This is a genomic window from Paracoccus sp. J55, from assembly GCF_000513975.1.
In the GTDB taxonomy this organism is placed as follows: domain Bacteria; phylum Pseudomonadota; class Alphaproteobacteria; order Rhodobacterales; family Rhodobacteraceae; genus Paracoccus.
Genome location: NZ_AZVA01000063.1, coordinates 1 through 3,112, shown reverse-complemented (window position 1 = coordinate 3,112; position 3,112 = coordinate 1). Strand labels below are relative to the sequence as shown.

4 protein-coding genes and 1 tRNA gene are annotated in these 3,112 nt (G+C 60.4%); all 5 read right to left on the bottom strand.

All coding sequences use genetic code 11. The features are described from left to right. The coding region (locus PARJ55_RS24210; RefSeq protein ID WP_198019406.1) for a hypothetical protein at positions 1 to 341 on the bottom strand (341 nt) is incomplete at its 3' end. A gap of 161 nt (positions 342 to 502) precedes the next feature. Beyond that, positions 503 to 1,495 carry a FecR family protein gene (locus PARJ55_RS0120555; RefSeq protein ID WP_036714759.1) on the bottom strand — a complete coding sequence of 331 codons (993 nt, stop codon included), beginning with the start codon at positions 1,493 to 1,495 and terminating at the stop codon, positions 503 to 505. 101 nt (positions 1,496 to 1,596) lie between these two features. Then, entirely contained in the window at positions 1,597 to 2,088 is a 492-nt protein-coding gene (locus PARJ55_RS23725) for an RNA polymerase sigma factor (protein WP_084637947.1), read from the bottom strand. Between the two features lie 156 nt (positions 2,089 to 2,244). Next, positions 2,245 to 2,769 (bottom strand): DUF3016 domain-containing protein, encoded by a 525-nt coding sequence (locus PARJ55_RS22815; protein WP_232215764.1) that lies wholly within the window; start codon positions 2,767 to 2,769, stop codon positions 2,245 to 2,247. Positions 2,770 to 3,017: 248 nt separating this feature from the next. Further along, a tRNA-Met gene (locus PARJ55_RS0120540) sits at positions 3,018 to 3,094 on the bottom strand. Between the last annotated feature and the right edge of the window lie 18 nt (positions 3,095 to 3,112).

Below are 3,112 nucleotides of genomic sequence, written 5' to 3'. Positions count from 1 at the left end.
CGCCGCAGAAAGGGAATAGGTGGACGACTTTTACGCCGCCCGCAGCAGCACCAAGCCACCGCTACCGTGGACGAATTTCTCACCGCCGTTCTCAACCCGCGCACAGCATTCCCGGTCGCCGACGCCGCCGGCGTTTCGGCAAAGACGACGTCGATCCCGCTGACCCGGACGATATCGTTCATCGCCGCCCGGATCGGCTTGGCCGGAATATTGAAATCATAGACGTGAGCTGCCTCCTGCGCGGCCGCAGGCCGCCAGACGATGCCGGCTCCTGCGACGGACACCAGCATCGTCGTGGCCCAGAGAGCAATCGTTCTCCCGCGCCGCATACCTTTTTCCATCGTTCGACACCCTTCTCCTCGAACCTGCATGGCGAGAGAGGATTGGCGGGATGATGAAGCTACTACCCTCTCATTAACTAGATCGCCGGAGCAGCTGCGACACCCCCACAAAAATCGCAAAAAAGTGGGGCTAATGCGGGTTTTTCGGAAATCCTCGGGTTTCAGGGGCCGATCATTGTCACCTTTCCGGCCAGACTGGTCATCCTGAAGCCCACGGAAGATTGCATCGCCCGCAACGCGGCATTGGTGTTATCAAGCGAGATATTGCCGCTCACGCGGCGCTTTCCGACCGACGAGCCGACCAGAACGATCCTGCCGTCGCGATATCGGCTGATCTGCGCCACGACATCAGCAAGGCGTGCATTGTTGAAGATCAACCTGCCCTCATGCCAGGCAGTGCTTTCTTCCAGATCTACCGCTCGAGCCGCCTGAAGCCCGGCACCGTTATATTCTACGCTTTCCCCGGGCGTCAGGACGACTTGCTGGCCAGTATCGTCGAGCGAGACCTGCACACTGCCCCGAGACAGGGTTACGAGAACACCCTGATCGTTCAGGTTTACGTCGAATTGCGTCCCCAGAACCCGCACTTCTCCGCCGCCGGCCTCCACAATGAAGGGGATCTGCGAAGGCTGCACATCGAAGGAGGCAGCGCCCCGCAAGAGCCGAACCCGCCGCTCCGTCGGCGAGTTGTCGGCGTCGAGCGCGGAATCCGCATCCATCAGGACCGTCGAGCCATCCGGAAGCGTAATGGTTTGACGCTCCGAACGCGCGGTGACATAGTCGGCCGCCATGTTCTGGATGAGGTTCGGGTTTTCGAGCCAGATCCAGCCGCTGACCGCGACGGCCACGAGACAACCCGCAGCAAGCGTGGCCGTCTTGCTCCGGCGGCGCTTACGACGATAGGCTGCAATCCGTTCCAAGGGCTCGGCCAGTTCCTCATCTCGGCCGATGCGCTGCCTGGTCGCCTGGACGTCGGCCAACAGATCCCTGACCTCATTGTAGGCGTCCAGGTGGTCGGGAGACATCTCCAGCCAGGACGAAAAATCATGTTTCTCCGCCCTCGTTGGCTTGCCGCTCATGCGTGTGAACCAGGCAACCGCCTCCTTCTCGATGAGCGTGCGGTCCCGCGGCAGGGCTGGTTCGTCAATGGTCATATCGTATTCGTTTCCCGACGAGGCTGGCCAGCAGCGTGTAATTCGCGTCTCTCACAAGGATATCGCCGCGCAGTGGGTTCCACCCTCACAATTCACCGCATTTATCCCCGTTTCTTGCAGGCCATGATCGCCCTCGCCATCTCTCGCTCCACAGTGCTGGTGGAGATCGCGAGACCAACAGCGATCTCCTCATAGGTGCAGCCATGCATGCGATTGAGCAGAAAGACCTGTCGCGTCCGCACCGGCAACGCGAGGATCACATCCTCCAGTCTGCGCAACTCTTGTCGGTCAGAGACGATCTGCTCCGGCGGAGTCACCGAGGCCGAATATTGGTCTTCCGTGATACCCTGAAAGAAGGTTTCACGTCGATGCGCAGAACGGAAATGGCTTATTGCAGTGAATTTCGTGGCCTGCGCGAGATATGCCGGTGTGATTTTCGCACGCCCCACGGCCCTCGACCAGATTGCCGCAAAAACATCGTGAACGACGTCAGCGGCACCGGCTGGTCCGACCCGTCGCGTCGCGATACGTTCCAGACGGAGCCGCTCTTCCCGATACAGCTCCTCCAGCCGCTGTGCTTTCGCTTCTTCCATCAGGACTGTCCACCGCAGCTTCCGCAGACCAAAGGGTGGCGGATTATGATACTGGCATCCGGTCTGTCCTGATATTTCCTCCTAAATTTGTCAAGTTTAGCTGAAACTTTCAGCGATATCAGGGCCGCTACGAACTCCAGAAGCCACAACCCGTCGCTACGTTCCGGATTCAAGACAGGCGCGCTTGCCAGCCGTTACCTTGAAGGTCTTCCTGAACCAGTCTTCGACGAGGTGCTTGTCATGGGCGAAGCGCTCCGTGTCACCGGCCGCCCCCGGCCGGGACAGATAATTCATGTCGGAGAGGCGGACCTCGTCCTGCTTCAGGACCTTCCCACCTTCGGTGAGCGTATAGCGAAGGCGGATTCTCGGCGGAGTGGTGCCGCGCATGATGCGGACATCGCGATAGTCGAAGTTCCAGGGCTCGAAGTCGCCGGCGAGATCAATGTCGAGGACTTCGACGGTGAGGTCCTGCCCCGCCGGGAGGTAGCGCTCCGCCAGCTTCGCGAACTCCTTGTCGAACTCAGCCAGCGCCGAGGCCCAGGTACGCACCTGACGGAACTCGCGGTCGTGGAACTTTTCGGGGGAGACATAGGTGACGGTGACATCAGCCGCAGCAGTGTTCGGCACCCCGATCAGCACGGGAAGCGCGAGGGCGATGGAGAGAAGGAGAGCCCTGAGCATGGTGACCCTCCGCGTCATGGCACCGCAGGTTCAATATGGGGATGAGTGCCGGCGGATGCCAAGGCTGCGGGTGGCCGATTTCACACGCGCAGATGCCACCGGCAGATGTCATCACGGCAATGTGACCCCGCCGATTTTGCGCTGCGGTTCGCTCCCGCCTGCTTCCGATATGCTTCCGGGGCGGCTGGGGCACAAATGCAAAAGGCCTCCCGAAGGAGGCTTAAGCGGTTGTTTTGTAATGGAATTTCTGGTTGCGGGGGCAGGATTTGAACCTGCGGCCTTCAGGTTATGAGCCTGACGAGCTACCGGGCTGCTCTACCCCGCGGCATTTTTTGCGGATCGT